Source organism: Caulobacter sp. UNC279MFTsu5.1 (assembly GCF_900114015.1).
Lineage (GTDB): Bacteria > Pseudomonadota > Alphaproteobacteria > Caulobacterales > Caulobacteraceae > Caulobacter.
In genome coordinates, this window is record NZ_FORN01000005.1 from 119,167 (window position 1) to 134,250 (window position 15,084).

The window sequence follows — 15,084 nt, forward strand, 5'->3', positions numbered from 1 at the left end:
GCGTTCACCCCCACCCCAACCCCTCCCCCATCGAGGGGGAGGGGCCTATCCGGAGACTCCCATGAAGGAAACCAAACAGGCCGCGGCCTCGCCCGAGGCCCGCGCGGCGCTGCACGAGGTGCTGGCGGCGTTCGAGGGCTTCAAGGCCGCCAACGACCAGCGCCTGGCCGCGCTGGAGACCAAGCGCGCCGACGTGCTGCTGGAGGAGAAGGTCGCCCGCATCGACGACGCCGTCTCCCAGGCCCAAGCGCGGCTGGACCGCGTGCTGGCCGAGGCGCGCAGGCCTTCCATTGGCGGTGATGCGCCGCTGGCGCATGTCGACGAGCGCAAGGCCGCCTTCGACCGCTACATCAAGACCGGCGAGGCCCCCGCCCTGCTGCTGGAGGCCAAGGGCCTGTCGGAGGGCGTGGCCACGGCCGGCGGCTATGTGGCCCCGGCCGAGCTGGAGCGGCAGATCCTGCGCCGCCTGCAGGCGTCCTCGCCGATGCGCGACATCTGCCAGGTGCGCACCATCGGCGCCGGGACCTTCCGCAAGCCGGTGTCGACCGCCGGCCTCGCCGCCAGCTGGGTGGCCGAGACCGCGGCGCGTCCGGAGACCGCGGCCCCGACCCTGGACGTGATCGACTTCCCGGCCGGCGAGCTCTACGCCAGCCCGGCCGCCACCCAGGCCCTGCTCGACGACGCCTATGTCAACATCGACGAGTGGCTGGCGGAAGAAGTGCAGGACGCCTTCGCCGCCCAGGAGACCAGCGCCTTCATCGCCGGCGACGGGGTCAACAAGCCCAAGGGCCTGCTGGCCTACACGGCGGCGGCCGACGCCTCGGCGACCTGGGGCCAGCTCGGCTACCTGGCCACCGGCGCAGCCGGCGCCTGGCCGGCGTCCAACCCGACCGACAGGCTGATCGACCTGATCTACGCGGCCAAGACCCAGTACCGCCAGAACGGTCGCTTCGTGATGAACCGCCGCACGGTCAGCGCCGTGCGCAAGTTCAAGGACGCCCAGGGCAACTACATCTGGAACGCGGCCCTGCAGCCGGGCCAGTCGGCCAGCCTGCTGGGCTATCCGGTCACCGAGATCGAGGCCATGCCCGACGTGGCGGCCAACGCCCTGGCCATCGCGTTCGGCGACTTCGAGAAGGGCTACCTGATCGTCGACCGGGCCGGCGTCCGCGTGCTGCGCGACCCCTATTCGGCCAAGCCGCACGTGCTGTTCTACACCACCAAGCGGGTCGGCGGCGGGGTGCAGAACTTCGACGCGATCAAGCTGCTGAAGTTCGCGGCGAGCTAAGGTTTTCCTTCTCCCCTTGTGGGAGAAGGTGGCCTGCGAAGCAGGTCGGATGAGGGGTCGAAAGACCTGTCCGGTCTGCTTCGTTCCACCGCCGAAAGACGCGCCGCCGACCGCCGCGCGTCCCCTCATCCGTCGGCTGCGCCGACACCTTCTCCCACAAGGGGAGAAGGAACGGGATTTCCACCATGCCCCTCTCCATCACCCTGGCCGAGGCCAAGGGCTTCCTGCGCGTGGCCGACGCCACGGAGGACGCCCTGGTCGGCCTGCTGATCGACGCCGCCGAGGCGCGGGTCGCCGCCGCTGTCGGCCTGGCCCTGACGCCGGCCAGCCCCGCGCCGCTGCGGCTGGCCGTGCTGGTCCTGGTCGCCCACGCCTACGAGCACCGCGACGACGGCGAGCCGCCGCTCGGCCTGGTCGAGACCTGGCTGGCCCCCTATCGGGAGGCCCGGCTGTGAGCGGCCCCGGCAATCTGGGCGCCGACGCGGCCATCGCCGCCGCCCTGGTCGAGGCCCTGAAGGCCGCGCCCGCCGTCTCCGCCCTGGTCGCCGCCCGCGTCCACGCCGACCCGCCGCGCCATCCGGTCTATCCCTGCGTCAGTCTGGGCCGCCAGGAGAGCCGGCCGTTCGGCCCGGAGGCGGACGGGCTGGAGCACCTGCTGACCCTCACCTGCGCCAGCAAGTTCGGCGGGCCCGAGGAGGCGCGGGCCGTCACCTCGGCCGTCCGCGCGGCTGTGCACAACGCGCCGCTGGCGGTAGTCGGCCGGCGCCTCGTCACCCTGCGCGTCACCTATGCCGACGTCTTCCGCGCCGCCGACCGCGAGCTGTCGCTGGGCGTGCTGCGGGTGCGGGCGGTGACGGAGAGCGCCTAGTCCAGACTTGCCCCCACCTGACCGCTTCGCGGTCTGTCCGCCCCCATGGGGGGCGGAGCCTCCGCCGAGCGGCTCTTCCCCCTCTGGGGGAAGACGACCGCGAAGCGGTCCGTAGGGGGCAAGTGTTCGTCGCAATCACGAAACCCGGAGATCCCCATGGCCGCCCAAGCCGGCAAAGACATCCTCCTGAAGATCGGCGACGGCGGGTCGCCGCAGGTCTTCACCACCGTGGCCGGCCTGCGGGCCCGCACGATCAGCCTCAACGCCCAGGCCATCGACGCCACCGACGGCGACAGCGCCGGCCGCTGGCGCGAGCTGCTGGCCGGGTCGGGCGTGCGCTCGGTCGCGGTGTCGGGCAGCGGCGTGTTCCGCGACGCGGCCTCCGACGCGGCGGTGCGCGACAGCTTCTTCGCCCAGACCGCCCGCACCTGGCGGCTGGTGATCCCTGACTTCGTGCAGCTGGAAGGCCCGTTCCTGGTGGCGGCCCTCGAATACGCCGGCGACCACGACGGCGAGGCCGCCTTCGCCCTGTCCCTGGCCTCGGCCGGGGCGGTGACGTTCCTGGCGATTTAGCCTTCAAGATCCGCTCATCCCGGCGAATGCCGGGACCCAGATGGACTAACGGTGTGGCTGACGCCAGGAGCGCCGAGCCCTTCCAATCATCCACACAGCTTTGGGATCTGGGTCCCGGCATTCGCCGGGATGAGCGGAGATTGGGGTGTTTGAAAAGGTGTTCACCCATGCCCATGCCCATCCCCAACCCCGCCCGCGGCGAGGTCGTCGCGCCGTTGGCCGGCGCGCCCCGCCGCCTGTGCCTGACCCTGGGCGCCCTGGCCCGGATCGAGGCGGCGCTCGGCCTGGACGACTGGAACGCGTTGCCGGAACGCTTCGGCCGGCTGTCGGCGAGCGAGCTGCTGGTCGTCCTGGCCGCTCTGCTCGAGGGCGGCGGCGAGGATCCGGCGGTCCTGGACGCCCGGCCGGTGTCGATCCCGGAAGCGGTCGCGGCCGTGGCCGCCGCCCTGGCCGCCTGCGCATGACGCCCCGCCGATGAAGCCCCATTGGCGCGCCGCCCTGCGCCGGGCGGTCCTGGAGCTGGGCGTCCCGCCGCGCGACTTCTGGCGGCTGTCCCTGGCCGAGTGGCGGGTCCTGGCCGAGGTCCCGGCCGCCCCGGCGCTGAACCGTGCGGCGCTGGACGCCCTGATCGCCCGCTTTCCCGACAACCCGACGTCTTAGGGGAGACCCCATGAGCGACTTCCAGCCGGACGGCCTCGACGCCGTCCCCGCCCGCGCCGTCGAGGCCGCCGCCGCCCTGGGCGCCCTGCGCGCCCCGGCCGAGCAGGCGGCCCGGGCCATCGACGAGGCCTTCGCCAAGGCCGGGACGGGCCTGGCCCGCTCGCTGGCCCACGCGGCCGCCGACGGCAAGGTCAGCCTGGCCGAGCTGGCGCGGGCGGTGCTGGACGCGGTGTCGAGCGGGGCGGGCGGCGGGGGCGGCCTGGTCAAGGCCCTGGCCGGCGTCGTGGGTTCGGCCTTTTCCGGCGCCAAATTTTCCGGAGCAAGAGCCGACGGCGGCCCGGTCGCGGCCGGCGGCGCCTATCTGGTCGGCGAGCGCGGCCCCGAACTGTTTCGCCCCGCGACCGCTGGCGCGGTCGAGCCCCTGGGGGGCGGCGGGGTCAATGTCACCATCAACGTCCAGGGCGGCGACGCGGCCGGCCTGGCCCGCTCCGACGCCCAGCTGGCCCAGGCCCTGGCGCGGGCGGTGAGCCTGGGGGCGAGAAAGCTATGATTATTGAACCGCTCATCCCGGCGAATGCCGGGACCCAGATCCCACAGCGGTGTGTCGGGTTGGACGAGCTCTGAGCTTGAGGAACCCGCCTCAAAGCCATTCCATCTGGGTCCCGGCATTCGCCGGGATGAGCGGAATTATAGTCAGGCGTTGAGGTTCAGATCGGCCGACAGATCCCGCCAAGTCGGATTGTCGGCCTCGATCAACATCAGCTTCCAGGACCGTCGCCATTCCTTGATCCGTCGTTCGCGGCGAAACGCGTCTTCGCGGGTCTCGAACACCTCGTACCAGACCAGGATCGTGCAGCCGTACTTCGCCGTGAAGCCGTCGCGGAGATACTGTCGATGCTCTTCGAGTCTGCGGGGCAGATCATCGGTGGAGCCGATGTAGAGCGTGCCGTTTCGTTGGCTGGCGACGATGTAGCAGTAGAAAGCCATGCGGCATTTCCCCACCGCCTGGACGGTGGGGAAAGCTGAAAAACTCGCGTTTTTGTCCCTACACCACCATCGGCGTCAGCGGCGGTTCGCCATAGCGGTTCTCGCCCGGCTGGCCTTCGGCGATCCCCACCCACAGGGTGAAGGCGGCCACCGCGGCGAAGGCGATGGCGACGCTGACCAGCAGGCCGCCGACCCCGGCCAGGGCGGCCCAGTCGGTGTCGGTGTTGGTGATGTCGCCCAGGATCGCGCTGAAGCCGATCGACAGGGCCGAGCCGACGATCAGCACCGGTCCCAGCACGATCGGCACGAGTTGCCACCAGCCGCTGCGGCCCATGTCGTGCAGGCGCTTGGTGCACAGGCAGACCCAGGCGAAGATCGCGGCCAGCGCGATCACCTGGCCGATCAGCGGGATCCAGCCGGCCACCACGTGGGCGCCCAGCAGCATCAGCCAGCCGATCCAGAACACCTGGCGGCCGATACGGCCCTCGGCCGAGAAGAACAGTGATTTCCAGTCCATTTCCAGCTCCCAATCTCGAGGCTGAGATTAGGGCCGGGACACGCGCGACTTAAGTGAATTGCAGGTCATGACGCGGGTTTAACCTCCGGTCGCCGGCGTCGCGGCGTCGTCTCGGCCCGGCCGTCACGCGGTCTTTCCGAGGCGGAGGGGCGGGCGCCGGTCGAGGCCAGGAAGATGGCCCCGAACAGCGCGGCGGCCGCCATGTCGGCGAAGATCGGCACGATCACCGCCATGCCGTCGCCGAACAGCGCATAGGCCCACAGGCCCATCGCCCCGTGGATCAGCAGACCGGCCAGGCCGAAGGCGACCGGCGGGCCGGCGCCCCAGCCGGCGTCGCGCGACCGTTTCAGCAGCAGGCAGGCCGTGGCGTAGAAGCGCGCGGCGACGATCAGGATCGACGCGACCAGCGGAACGTCGGGCGCGACGGCGCCGTAGGCGTGGCTGGCGACGCCGCCGACGGCGAACGCTTCGCCGATCACGGGAAGGGCGGCTGGCGCCACGTCGGGGCCGAACCGGATCAGCCCGACATAGACCGTCATGCTGATGGCCGTCAGCTGCAGCAGGCCGGACCAGAACGCGCGCCGGTCGATGGCGCCGCGGGGATCGAACAGCAGGGACAGGACGCGCATCGGCGGGTTTCTCCGGGCTTTCGCGTTCTATAAGTGAATATTCACTCACATGCAAGGAGCGGCGCCATGACCGCGTTCCACGAGACGCGCCTGCCCGCGCGCCTGGCCTTCGGCTGCACCGGCGGGGTCGAGCGGCGGACCCAGGTGACGACCCTGGCCTCCGGCTTCGAGCGGCGGTCCAGCCCTTGGAGCCAGGGGCGGCGGCGCTACCTGATCGGCACGGCCGTGCGCCCGCTGGACGACGCGGCCGAGCTGGTCGCCTTCTTCGAGGCGCGGCGCGGGCGGCTGCACGGCTTCCGGTTCCGCGACCCGGCCGATTGCCGGTCGTGCGCGCCGTCCCAGGCCCCGGCCGCCACCGACCAGGCGATCGGGACCGGCGACGGGGTCCGCAAGACCTTCGCCCTGGTCAAGACCTATGGGACCGGCCCGACGGCGGTGGTCCGGCCGATCGCCAAGCCGGTGGCCGGCACGGTCAAGGTGGCGGTGGCCGGTCTCGCCCTGGCGGCCGGGGCCTTCGCGGTCGACCCGGCCACGGGCCTGGTGACCCTGGCGACCGCCCCGGCGGCCGGGGCGGCGGTCACCGCCGGCTTCGAGTTCGACGTGCCGGTGCGCTTCGACGGCGACCGCATCGACGTGACCCTGGAAAGCTTCAACGCCGCCCGGGTCGGGGCCGTGGCGCTGGTCGAGGTGCGGGTCTGATGCGCGCGGTTCCTCCCGACCTGGCCGACCGCCTGGAGAGCGGGGCGGCCGGCCTGTGCCACGCCTGGATTCTGACCCGGGCCGATGGCGCGGTGCTGGGCTTCACCGACCATGACCGCGACCTCGTGGTCGAGGGCGTCTCGTGCAAGGCGGCCAGCGGCTGGACCGCCGGGGCGGCCGAGACGGCGGCCGGCCTGTCGCCGGGCCAGGCCGCAGCGGTCGGCGGCTTCGACGACGCGGCGCTGTCGGAGGCCGACCTGGCGGCCGGGCTCTATGACGGGGCGCGGGTGGAGTGCCGGCTCGTCGACTGGTCGGCGCCCGGCCTGAGCGTGCGGCTGTGGTCGGCCCGCGTGGCGGCGGCCAAGGCCGAGGGCGGGGCCTTCACCCTGGCCCTGGAGGGACCGCTGGCGGCGCTGGACCGCGTGGCCGGCCGCACCTTCGGCCGGTCATGCGACGCAGCGTTCGGCGACGCCCGCTGCGGGGTCGACGTCGCGGCCTTCCCGGGCGCGACCTGCGACAAGCGCTGGATCACCTGCCGAGAGAGGTTCGGCAACGGCCTGAACTTCCGGGGCTTTCCGACCGCGCCGGGCGAGGATTTTCTCACGCTGTACCCCGGCGAGGGCGAGCGCAATGACGGCGGGCGGCGGTGAGGGACCGCACTTGCCCCCGCCTGACCGCTTCGCGGTCTGTCGCGGCGAGGGGGCGGAGCGCTCTTCCCCCTCTGGGGGAAGACGATCGCGAAGCGATCCGTAGGGGGCAAGTGATCGCCGCCTCCGACTCAACCCGCCAGCGCGCCCTGCACGAAGCGCGCCTGTGGCTGGGCACGCCCTACCAGCACCAGGCCTCGCTGCGCGGGGTCGGCTGCGACTGCCTGGGCCTGGTGCGCGGCGTCTGGCGGGCCCTGCACGGCGCCGAGCCGGAAACCCCGCCGCCCTACCGCCCGGACTGGGCCGAGCTGGGCGGGCGCGAGCTGCTGCGCGAGGCGCTGGACCGCCGGCTGATCTCGCTGGACTCGGCCGCAACCCGTCCGGGCGACGTGCTGCTGTTCCGCATGGCCCCGGACGCGCCGGCCCGGCACTGCGCGATCCGCTCGGCGGACGAGCGGATGATCCACGCCTACTGGGGCCGCGCCTGCGTCGAGAGCTGGCTGGGCCGCTGGTGGCGCGCGCGGCTGGTCGGCGCCTTTCGCTTTCCCGAACCCTGAAGGACACCTCATGGCCCAGGTCATTCTCTCCGCCGTCGGCACGGCCGTGGCGGGACCCGTCGGCGGCGCGATCGGCCTGGCGGTCGGGGCGGCGATCGACAGCGCGGCGATCGACGCCCTGACCCCGGCCCGCCGGGTCGGGCCGCGCATCCCCGAGCTGCGGCTGTCGGGCGCCGCCGAGGGCGCGCCGATGGCGGCGGTGTTCGGCCGGGCTCGCGTGGCCGGCCAGGTGATCTGGGCGGCGCGGTTCAAGGAGCGCTGGATCGACGGCCGGTCCGGCGGCGGCGGCAAGGGGAGCCGCACGACCAGCGCCGCCTACAGCCTGTCGTTCGCCGTCGCCGTCTGCGAGGGGCCGATCGACGGGATCGGCCGGGTCTGGGCCGACGGCAAGCCGATGGACATGGCCGGGGTGGTCATGCGCGTCCACACCGGGGCCGAGGACCAGGTCCCGGACGCCCTGATCGCCGCCGTGGAGGGCGAGGCGCCGGCCTATCGCGGCACTGCCTATGTAGTGTTCGAGGATCTGCCGCTGGGGGCCTACGGCAACCGGCCGCCGCAGCTGTCGTTCGAGGTGTTCCATCGGCCGCGCGCCGCCGGCGCGCCGGCGGGCCTGGAGGAACGCCTGAAGGGCGTCTGCCTGATCCCCGGCGCGGGCGAGTTCGTCTACGCCACCGACCTGGTGATGCGCCGCGACGGCCTGACCCGGACCACGGCCGAGACCTTGAACAATACCGAGGGACGTCCCGACCTGGTGGTGTCGCTGGACCAGCTGCAGGCCCAGCTGCCCAACGTGGACGAGGTGACCCTGGTGGTCGCCTGGTTCGGCGACGACCTGCGCTGCGGGTCGTGTTCGATCCGGCCCAAGGTCGAGCAGGCGGCCAAGACGACGATCCCGTTCGACTGGCGGGTGAACGGCGTCGACCGCGCCGACGCCGCCGTGGTCTCGCGGAACGGGGGCGGCCCGGCCTATGGCGGCACGCCGGCCGACCGGGCCGTGCTGCAGGCCATCGCCGAGCTGAAGCGGCGCGGCCTGAAGGTGACCCTCTATCCGTTCGTGCTGATGGACGTGCTGGCCGGCAACGGCCTGCCCGATCCGTACGGCGGCGCGGCGCAGGGCGCCTATCCCTGGCGTGGCCGGATCACCTGCCACCCCGCCGCCGGCCGGCCGGGCTCGCCGGACAGGACCGCCGCCGCCGGGGCCCAGGTCGCCGGCTTCTTCGGCGCGGCCACGGCGGGCCAGTTCGGGGCGGCGGACGGCTTGCCGACCTACAGCGGTCCGGCCGGCGACTGGGGCCTGAGGCGGATGCTGCTGCACTACGCCAAGCTGGCCCAGCTGGCGGGCGGGGTGGACGGCTTCATCCTGGGCTCGGAGCTGAGCGGCCTGACCACGGTGCGCGACGGGGCCTCGTCCTATCCGGCCGTGAGTGCGCTGAAGAGCCTGGCCGGGGAGGTCCGCGGCCTGCTGGGGCCGGCGACGAAGCTGGGCTACGCCGCCGACTGGAGCGAATATTTCGGCCACCAGCCGGCCGACGGCTCCGGCGACGTCCACTTCCACCTCGATCCGCTGTGGAGCGACGCCAACATCGATTTCGTCGGCATAGACTTCTACCCGCCGATGGCCGACTGGCGCGACGGCGACGACCACCTGGACGCGGGGGCGGGCGGGCCGCACGACGTGGATTACCTGCGCGCCAACCTCGCGGGCGGCGAGGGCTACGACTGGTTCTACGCCTCCGACGCGGCGCGGGCGGCCCAGGTCCGCACCCCGATCGCCGACGGCGCCCATGGCGAGCCCTGGGTGTTCCGGCCCAAGGACCTGCTGTCGTGGTGGAGCAAGCCGCATTTCAACCGTCCCGGCGGCGTGCGCGCCGCGACGCCGACCGCCTGGGTCCCGCGGTCCAAGCCGCTGCGGCTGGTCGAGTTCGGCTGCGGCGCGGTCGACAAGGGCGCCAACGCCCCGAACCTGTTCGTCGATCAGAAGAGCGCCGAGAGCGCCCTGCCGCCGTTCTCGGACGGGACCCGCGACGAGGTCGGCCAGCGGCGGGCGCTGGAGGCGGTGCTGGCCCACCTGGCCGACCCGGCCGCCAATCCGGTCTCGCCGGTCTATGGCGGGCCGATGATCGCGGGCGCGGCGGCCTGGTGCTGGGACGCCCGGCCATTCCCCGACTTCCCGGCCCGGAGCGCCATCTGGGCCGACGGGCCCAACTGGACCCTGGGGCACTGGCTGAACGGCCGGGCCGGGATCGCTCCCCTCCCGGAGCTGATTGCAGCCCTGGCCCAGCGGGCCGGCGCGGCGATCGACCCGGGCGAGGCCGGCGGCTCGGTCGTCGGCTACGTGGTCGACCGGCCAATGCGGCTGCGCGACGCCCTGGCCCCGCTGCTGGAGGCCTTCGCCCTGGACCCCGTCGAGCGCCAGGACGGCGTCGCCCTGGCCGGCCGCTCGGGCGCGGCGGTCCTGACCCTCGGCGACGACGACCTGGCCTGGCCGGAGGATCGGCCCGCCCCGCTGAGCACCGCCCGCACCCTGGCCGCCCCGGTCCAGGCCCTGCGCCTGCGCTTCATCGACGCCGCCCGCGACTACCAGACCGGTTCGGTGATCGTCCGCCGCGACGGCGGGGAGGGGAGCGCCGACCTCGACGCGCCGCTGGTGCTGGCCGCCGCCGACGCCCGGGGCGTGGCCGAGCGGCTGCTGGCCGCCGCCGACCCGCGCGAGGCGACCGTCCACCTGTCGCCCCTGGCCGCCCTGCGGTTGGAGCCTGGCGACCGGCTGGCGCTTGACGGCGCGACCTGGCGGGTGACGCGGATCGACCTGGACGAGCATCCCCGCGCCCAGCTGGCGCCGGCGGCCGATCCGGTGCGGGTCCACGGCGACCTGGATTGGTCGCCCGCCGCGCCGCGCGAGGTTCCGGGGCCGCCCGTGCTGCACGTTTTGGACCTGCCGGGCCAGATGGACGAGCGGCCGCTGCTGGCGGTGGCCGCCTCGCCCTGGCGGGCCTTCGACATCCATGCCGGCGTCGGCGTCGAGGCCCTGCGCGCGCGGGCCACGGCCGCCGCGCCGGCCACGGTGGGCGTCACGCTGTCGGACCTGCCGGCCGGGCCGCTGCACCGCTTCGACCGCGCCACGCGCCTGACCGTGCGGCTGGAGGGCTCGGCGCCCGTCAGCCGCGACCGTTCAACGGTTCTGGCCGGCGCCAACGCCCTGGCCGTGCGCGGTGCGGCCGGTGAATGGGAGATCCTCCAGTTCCTGACCGCCGAGCCGGTCGGCGGCGACGCCTGGGTCCTGTCGGGCCTGCTGCGCGGCCAGGCCGGCAGCGATCCGGCCATGGCCGCCCTGACCCCGGCCGGGGCGGCGGTGGTGGTGCTGGACGAGGCCCTGGTCCGCGCCGATCTGGTCCCGGCCGAGCGCGGCCTGCCCTTGGTATGGCGCGCCGCCCCGGCCGGCGGCCCGGCCTCGGGGCCGTCGATGAGCCAGACGGCCGAGACTTGGCGCGGCCTGTCGGCCCGGCCGTGGTCGCCAGCCCACCTGCGGGCGCGGACCCAGGGCGGCGACACCGTCGTCACCTGGATCCGCCGCGCCCGCCTGGCCGGCGACGGCTGGGAGGCCGAGGTCCCGCTGGGCGAGGAGCGCGAGGTTTACCGCGTCGAGATCCTGGACGGCCAGACCGTGATCCGCGCGGCCGAAACGGCGACGCCGAGCTTCACCTACACCGCCGCCCAACGGGCCGTCGATTTCCCCGCTGGACCGACCGGGGCCCTGGCTGTCAGAGTCGCCCAAGGCTCGGCCCTGTTCGGCTGGGGCGCCGTGTCGCGGATCTTGCTGTGATAATAATGCAACATAACGCTTGCGCGCCGCGCCGAACGGCCTAATTGAGGCGTTCGCCTTTTTGAACTGACGTGAGGAGCCTCCTTGGCGCGCGACCCCTATCTGGAGCTTGGCGTTTCCCGCACCGCGAGCGCGGCGGAAATCCGCAAGGCGTTCCACAAGCTCGCCAAGCAGCATCACCCCGACGCCAACAAGGGCGACAAGAAGTCGGAGGAGAAGTTCAAGCAGGTCAGCGCCGCCTTCGACATCCTGGGCGACGCCGACAAGCGCAAGAAGTTCGACGCCGGCGAGATCGACGCAGACGGCCGCGAGACCATGCGCGGCGGCTTCGGCGCCGGCGGCTCGCCGTTCGGGGCCGGCTTCGGCGGACGCGGCGGCGGTTTCCGCAGCAGCGGCGGCGGCGAGGGTCCGGAGATCGACCTCAACGACCTGTTCGGCGACATCCTGGGCCGCAATCGCGGCGCGGGGGCCGGGGCGGGCTTCGGCGGCGGCTTCGCGGCCAAGGGGGCGGACGTGCGCGCCCGGCTCGACATCGACCTGGAAGAGTCGATCAAGGGCGGCAAGAAGCGCGTGGCCTTCTCGGACGGCCGCACGATCGACGTGACCATCCCGGCCGGCGCCCAGGAAGGCCAGACGCTGCGCTTGAAAGGACAAGGCAGCCCGGGCCGGGGCGGGCAGGGCGACGCCCTGATCGAGCTGGCCATCAAGCCGCACCCGATCTATCGGCCCGAGAACGGCGCCCTGGTCATGGACCTGCCGATCACCGTTCCCGACGCGGTGCTGGGCGGCAAGGTCGAGGCCCCCACCCCCGACGGCCCGGTGACCCTGACCGTCCCCAAGGGCTCCAACAGCGGCGCCAAGCTGCGGCTGAAGGGCCGCGGCCTGGCCGACGCCAAGGGCCACCGCGGCGACCTGTTCGCGCGGCTGGTGGTGACCCTGCCGGAAGGCCCGGACGCGGAGCTGGAGAAGTTCGCGGAGACGTGGCGGGAGAAGCGGCCGTATGCGCCGAAGCGGCGGTAGGGACTCGACCTAGTTCGGGCGCGTCGCCATCGGCGCAAGCTGGGCCAGGCAAGCTTCAAAAGCGTCAGTTGGCTGATCTGATAGGATGCGCTTGATGCACTGGGTCACCGCGGCGACCCGGCGGGCGCGCTGGTCCGTCAGGTTGGCCTCACACTGCACGGCTTTGGCGGACTGGTAGGGACTGAAGCCCCCGGCGGGTTCGGGGCGTGATGTTACGGCGGCGTCGAGGAGCCACGATGCGCTTGCTGATCAAGAAATGGGGCAATAGCGCCGCTGTGCGCATTCCCGCATCTGTGATGGCCGCCGCCTCGTTGAGCGTCGATCAGGCGGTCGATCTGCGCGAGGAGAATGGGCGTATCGTCATCGAACCCGTCTGCGGTCCAACCTATACCTTGGACGAACTGGTGGCGGACACGCGGCCCGAAACCTTTCCCGATGACGAGAGCTGCGGTCAGGCTATCGACCAGGAGACTTGGTGATGGCCCTTATGCCAGAAACTGGGTGACCTTGACTTGATGAGCCCCTCACCCCACCCCGTTCGGCAGCGCCGCCTTCTTGATCAGATAGGCTCCCTGGCCGATGCCGAAGCTGCCCAGCAGGGCGGTGTCGACGTCGGGGAGCTGGGTGGTGCGGACGATGTCGACCACGGTCAGGAACTCCCAGCTGGCGGCGGCGAAGATCACCGTGGCCACGCTGCTGATCAGGATCATCTGGAAGTCGCCCAGGTCGGCCGCGCCGAAGTCGTTGAGCACCAGGTCGGCGAAGCGGGGCCGGGCGGCCGGGGCGGCGGCGGTCGCGTCGGCGGCGGCGGCCGCGCTCGCGTCCTTCTGCACGGCCACCACCTTGGCGGCGCCGAACGACAGGCCCGAAAGCCCGGTCATGGCCAGGACGTTGGTGGTCATCGAGATGCCGCCCATGAACTCCCAGCCCAGGAACCAGGCGCGCAGGATCAGGGTGGCGCCGTAGACCATGGCCACGACGCCGAACCACAGCGCCATCTGGGTCTGGGAATTGCTCATGCGGTTGTCGTTGCCGACCAGGAACCGCCAGGGCCGGCCGGCGGTGGCCAGGCTGGCGAAGGCGGCGATCACCGCGAAGGCGGCGGCCAGGGCGATCGTCCGCTGCAGGGCCGGCACGGGCCGCGCCACCCGGGTGATCTGCACCACGCGCTGGGGATTCAACGGATCGTCCACGGTCAGCCAGACCCGGTCGCCGGGCCGGGCGCCCAGGCCCAGGGCCTGCTTGTCGGCCGGCCGGTCGACGGTCAGCACCACCGGGCCGGGAGCGCCGGTCGGCAGGAAGGTCAGCTGGGCGGCGTTGGCCCCCAGCTTCGAGGGCTGGATCCCGACGGCCTGGATCACGCCGTCGGCCGGAGTCGGGGTGATGCTGGACGGCGGCGGCGTGTCGGCGGCGGCCGTCGCGGCCAGGCCCGCCAGGCCCGCCAGGCCCAAGGCCAGGCCGCAAGCCAGGGCCGCGCCGCGCAGATGTCCAGACCGCCGCATGCGCTTTCCCCAAAAAGACCTTCCAGGACCCGACGTCGCGTCGAGGCGTTCGGCTGCAATCCACCGCCTTGCACGCGAGGATTGCACGCTAGAACCGCGTTATTTGACTGGCAAGCCCGTGACGCAAGCGCCGTCTCCGGCGTTTCCGCGCCGGGATCGGCCGGATGACGCCAAGCTGGGCTTTCGTTCGCCGAATCCGTGACATAACGACGTTGCCCGTCCATAACGGCCGTGTTCAGCCTCTATTCAGCCGCAGCGCTCTAAACCGGAGTCCATGAAGCCGATCCATTTCCTCTTCGCCGCCGTTCTGGCCGCCGCCGCTCTCCCGGGCGCAGCGTCCGCCCAGCGCGGCCCGGACTCGCTGGGCGCCGACTGGCGCGCCCGGCAGGACCAGGCGCGTGGGGGCGTGCAGTCGGGCCAGCTGGTGCCGCTGGGCCGGGTGATCGAGCAGATCGGCCGCCGCACGCCGGGCCGCGTGCTCGACGCCGGCCTGGAAGGCCCCAACTACCGCGTCCGCTGGGCCACGACCGACGGCCGCCGCATCGACTTCATCGTCGACGCCCGGACCGGTCAGATCCTCAGCGCCGACTAAGTTCCTATGTTCAGCGTCACGAGACGGAAGGCCCCTCCATGCGCATCCTGCTTGTCGAAGACGATCCCGACCTGTCGCGCCAGCTGAAGCTGGCCCTGGGCGACGCGGGCTACGCCGTCGACCACGCCGCCGACGGCGAGGAGGCCCAGTTCCTGGGCGAGACCGAACCCTACGACGCCGTGGTGCTGGACCTGGGCCTGCCCAAGGTGGACGGCGTCTCGGTGCTGGAGCGCTGGCGGCGCGGCAACGTCGCCACCCCGGTGCTGATCCTGACCGCGCGCGGCTCGTGGAACGAGAAGGTCGCGGGCTTCGACGCGGGCGCCGACGACTACCTGACCAAGCCCTTCCACACCGAGGAGCTGCTGGCCCGCCTGCGCGCCCTGCTGCGCCGCTCGTCCGGCCACGCCTCGCCGACCCTGTCGTGCGGCGGCCTGCGCCTGGACCCGCGCGCCGCCCGGGCCAGCGTCAACGGCGAGCCGCTGCGCCTGACCTCGCTGGAATACCGCCTGCTGCACTACATGATGATGCACCAGGGCCGGGTGATCGGCCGCACCGAGCTGGTCGAGCACCTGTACGACCAGGACTTCGACCGCGACAGCAACACCATCGAGGTGTTCATCGGCCGGCTGCGCAAGAAGCTGGGCAGCGACCGCATCGAGACCGTGCGGGGCCTGGGCTACCGCCTGACGCCGCTGGAAGGCGAGACCAGCGAGTGATCCCCC

At 72.8% G+C, this 15,084-nt stretch carries 19 protein-coding genes; 15 read left to right on the top strand and 4 right to left on the bottom strand.

Annotated features, from left to right (window positions below; all coding sequences use genetic code 11):
• The first annotated feature begins 61 nt into the window (after positions 1 to 61).
• From BM066_RS04220 to BM066_RS04250, 7 genes are all read left to right on the top strand, one after another.
• Positions 62 to 1,288 (top strand): phage major capsid protein, encoded by a 1,227-nt coding sequence (locus BM066_RS04220; RefSeq protein ID WP_018061882.1) that lies wholly within the window; start codon positions 62 to 64, stop codon positions 1,286 to 1,288.
• Positions 1,289 to 1,473: 185 nt separating this feature from the next.
• Positions 1,474 to 1,743: a head-tail connector protein gene (locus BM066_RS04225; RefSeq protein ID WP_018061881.1), complete on the top strand. Its 270-nt coding sequence runs from the start codon at positions 1,474 to 1,476 to the stop codon at positions 1,741 to 1,743.
• Positions 1,740 to 2,156: a DUF3168 domain-containing protein gene (locus tag BM066_RS04230; RefSeq protein ID WP_018061880.1), complete on the top strand. Its 417-nt coding sequence runs from the start codon at positions 1,740 to 1,742 to the stop codon at positions 2,154 to 2,156. The genes BM066_RS04225 and BM066_RS04230 overlap by 4 nt, the downstream gene beginning before the upstream one ends.
• 156 nt (positions 2,157 to 2,312) lie before the next feature.
• The gene (locus BM066_RS04235) at positions 2,313 to 2,729 is read left to right on the top strand and encodes a phage major tail protein, TP901-1 family (RefSeq protein WP_018061878.1); all 417 of its coding nucleotides are present in this window, start codon (positions 2,313 to 2,315) and stop codon (positions 2,727 to 2,729) included.
• Between the two features lie 167 nt (positions 2,730 to 2,896).
• The gene (locus tag BM066_RS04240; protein WP_018061877.1) at positions 2,897 to 3,193 is read left to right on the top strand and encodes a GTA-gp10 family protein; all 297 of its coding nucleotides are present in this window, start codon (positions 2,897 to 2,899) and stop codon (positions 3,191 to 3,193) included.
• A gap of 10 nt (positions 3,194 to 3,203) precedes the next feature.
• Positions 3,204 to 3,389: a phage tail assembly chaperone gene (locus BM066_RS04245; RefSeq protein WP_018061876.1), complete on the top strand. Its 186-nt coding sequence runs from the start codon at positions 3,204 to 3,206 to the stop codon at positions 3,387 to 3,389.
• Positions 3,390 to 3,399: 10 nt separating this feature from the next.
• The gene (locus BM066_RS04250) at positions 3,400 to 3,939 is read left to right on the top strand and encodes a hypothetical protein (RefSeq protein WP_018061875.1); all 540 of its coding nucleotides are present in this window, start codon (positions 3,400 to 3,402) and stop codon (positions 3,937 to 3,939) included.
• Positions 3,940 to 4,082: 143 nt separating this feature from the next.
• Here the strand turns inward: BM066_RS04250 and BM066_RS04255 are convergent, their stop codons facing one another.
• From BM066_RS04255 to BM066_RS04265, 3 genes are all read right to left on the bottom strand, one after another.
• The gene (locus BM066_RS04255; RefSeq protein ID WP_018061874.1) at positions 4,083 to 4,376 is read right to left on the bottom strand and encodes a GIY-YIG nuclease family protein; all 294 of its coding nucleotides are present in this window, start codon (positions 4,374 to 4,376) and stop codon (positions 4,083 to 4,085) included.
• Between the two features lie 58 nt (positions 4,377 to 4,434).
• Positions 4,435 to 4,893 (bottom strand): DUF805 domain-containing protein, encoded by a 459-nt coding sequence (locus tag BM066_RS04260; protein ID WP_018061873.1) that lies wholly within the window; start codon positions 4,891 to 4,893, stop codon positions 4,435 to 4,437.
• 65 nt (positions 4,894 to 4,958) lie between these two features.
• Positions 4,959 to 5,522 (bottom strand): hypothetical protein, encoded by a 564-nt coding sequence (locus tag BM066_RS04265; RefSeq protein WP_018061872.1) that lies wholly within the window; start codon positions 5,520 to 5,522, stop codon positions 4,959 to 4,961.
• Positions 5,523 to 5,588: 66 nt separating this feature from the next.
• Here BM066_RS04265 and BM066_RS04270 point away from each other — a divergent pair, with 66 nt between their 5' ends.
• The 6 genes from BM066_RS04270 to BM066_RS04295 all read left to right on the top strand — a co-directional run bounded on the left by BM066_RS04270 (position 5,589) and on the right by BM066_RS04295 (position 12,747).
• The gene (locus BM066_RS04270) at positions 5,589 to 6,221 is read left to right on the top strand and encodes a DUF2460 domain-containing protein (protein WP_018061871.1); all 633 of its coding nucleotides are present in this window, start codon (positions 5,589 to 5,591) and stop codon (positions 6,219 to 6,221) included.
• Positions 6,221 to 6,871 (top strand): baseplate hub domain-containing protein, encoded by a 651-nt coding sequence (locus tag BM066_RS04275; RefSeq protein ID WP_018061870.1) that lies wholly within the window; start codon positions 6,221 to 6,223, stop codon positions 6,869 to 6,871. Before BM066_RS04270 ends, BM066_RS04275 begins: the two co-directional genes overlap by 1 nt.
• 110 nt (positions 6,872 to 6,981) lie before the next feature.
• Positions 6,982 to 7,425, top strand: a complete 444-nt coding sequence (locus tag BM066_RS04280; protein ID WP_018061869.1) for an NlpC/P60 family protein — start codon at positions 6,982 to 6,984, stop codon at positions 7,423 to 7,425.
• A gap of 10 nt (positions 7,426 to 7,435) precedes the next feature.
• Complete coding sequence (locus BM066_RS04285; RefSeq protein WP_018061868.1) at positions 7,436 to 11,248, top strand: baseplate multidomain protein megatron; 3,813 nt, start codon at positions 7,436 to 7,438, stop codon at positions 11,246 to 11,248.
• Between the two features lie 84 nt (positions 11,249 to 11,332).
• Positions 11,333 to 12,268 carry a DnaJ C-terminal domain-containing protein gene (locus BM066_RS04290; protein WP_018061867.1) on the top strand — a complete coding sequence of 312 codons (936 nt, stop codon included), beginning with the start codon at positions 11,333 to 11,335 and terminating at the stop codon, positions 12,266 to 12,268.
• A 236-nt stretch (positions 12,269 to 12,504) separates the two neighbouring features.
• Positions 12,505 to 12,747 (top strand): AbrB/MazE/SpoVT family DNA-binding domain-containing protein, encoded by a 243-nt coding sequence (locus tag BM066_RS04295; RefSeq protein ID WP_018061866.1) that lies wholly within the window; start codon positions 12,505 to 12,507, stop codon positions 12,745 to 12,747.
• 45 nt (positions 12,748 to 12,792) lie between these two features.
• Here BM066_RS04295 and BM066_RS04300 read toward each other — a convergent pair whose 3' ends face one another.
• Positions 12,793 to 13,770, bottom strand: coding sequence for a hypothetical protein (locus BM066_RS04300; RefSeq protein ID WP_018061865.1), 978 nt, complete (start codon positions 13,768 to 13,770; stop codon positions 12,793 to 12,795).
• A gap of 274 nt (positions 13,771 to 14,044) precedes the next feature.
• Between BM066_RS04300 and BM066_RS04305 the strand changes: the two genes are divergently transcribed.
• Positions 14,045 to 14,362: a PepSY domain-containing protein gene (locus tag BM066_RS04305; RefSeq protein WP_018061864.1), complete on the top strand. Its 318-nt coding sequence runs from the start codon at positions 14,045 to 14,047 to the stop codon at positions 14,360 to 14,362.
• Between the two features lie 38 nt (positions 14,363 to 14,400).
• Entirely contained in the window at positions 14,401 to 15,078 is a 678-nt protein-coding gene (locus tag BM066_RS04310) for a response regulator transcription factor (RefSeq protein ID WP_018061863.1), read from the top strand.
• The last annotated feature ends 6 nt before the right edge of the window (positions 15,079 to 15,084 follow it).